General features: G+C 61.3%; 1 protein-coding gene. It reads right to left on the bottom strand.

Annotated features, from left to right (window positions below; translation table 11 throughout):
• On the bottom strand, positions 1-1,110 hold the full coding sequence (locus tag ACWEV3_RS43375; RefSeq protein ID WP_452619502.1) for an IS630 family transposase: 1,110 nt from the start codon (positions 1,108-1,110) through the stop codon (positions 1-3).
• Between the last annotated feature and the right edge of the window lie 47 nt (positions 1,111-1,157).

Raw genomic sequence — 1,157 nt, 5'->3', positions numbered from 1 at the left:
CTAGTGTTCTGAGTCGTTAATGGTTTTATTGATTCTGGTGCAGTAGTGGGCGAGGCTGGCGAGGATCTCGTCAGCGGTTTTGGTCCACACGAAGGGTTTCGGGTCCTCGTTCCACGCGGCGATCCAGGCGTTGACGTCGTCTTCGAGGGCTTTGACGCTGCGGTGGGACGAGCGGCGGAGTTTGTGGTTGGTCAACTCGGCGAACCAGCGTTCCACGAGATTGAGCCAACTTCCCGAGGTGGGGGTGAAATGCAGATGGAACCGCGGGTGGCCGGCCAGCCAATTCTTGATCGCTGGAGTCTTGTGCGTGGCGTAGTTGTCACACACCAGGTGCAAGTCCAGCTCGGCAGGTGTGTTGGCGTCGATGGTCTTGAGGAAACGCAGGAACTCCTGGTGCCGGTGGCGACGCTGGTGCTGACCGATGACCTTGCCGGTGACGACATCCAACGCCGCGAACAGACTCGTGGTGCCGTAGCGGACGTAGTCGTGCGTCTTACGTTCGGGCGTACCCGGCATCATCGGCAGCATCGGGGCGGTGCGATCCAGCGCCTGCATCTGCGATTTCTCGTCCACCGCCAGCACCATCGCCTTGTCGGGAGGATCCAGATACAACCCCACCACGTCGCGGACTTTGTCAAGGAACAACGGATCGGTCGACAGCTTCCACGTGTCCACCAGGTGCGGCTTGAGCCCAAAAGCCCGCCAGATCCGAGAAATCGCCGTCTGCGACATCCCGGTCGCCGACGCCATCGACCGAGTCGACCAGTGACTGTCGCGGTTGACCGGCTGCTCTTCCAGAGTCTTGATAATCACCCTCTCGACCTGGGCATCGCTAATCTTGCGTGGCGCACCCGGCCGAGGCTCGTCACTCAAGCCATCCAGCCGACTCTCAACGAACCGCTTGCGCCACTTGCCAACAGTGGGCAGCGATACCCGAAGTCGTCGCGAAACATCGCTGTTGGACAAACCCTCCGCGCAAGCCAGCACGATCCGCGCCCGCGTCGCCAACGCTTGGGCGGTCTTGCCACGCCGCGCCCATCCCTGCAACGCATCTCGCTCGGCCTGGCTCAGTTCCAGCAAGGCCAGCTTCGGTCCACGACCATCACCCATACCACACCCTAACAACCTGACAACGAATCAACGACTCAGGACACTAG

Source organism: Saccharopolyspora sp. NPDC003752 (assembly GCF_053605825.1).
The sequence above is the reverse complement of the archived record's forward strand: the minus strand, read 5'-3'. Positions and strand labels throughout refer to the sequence as shown.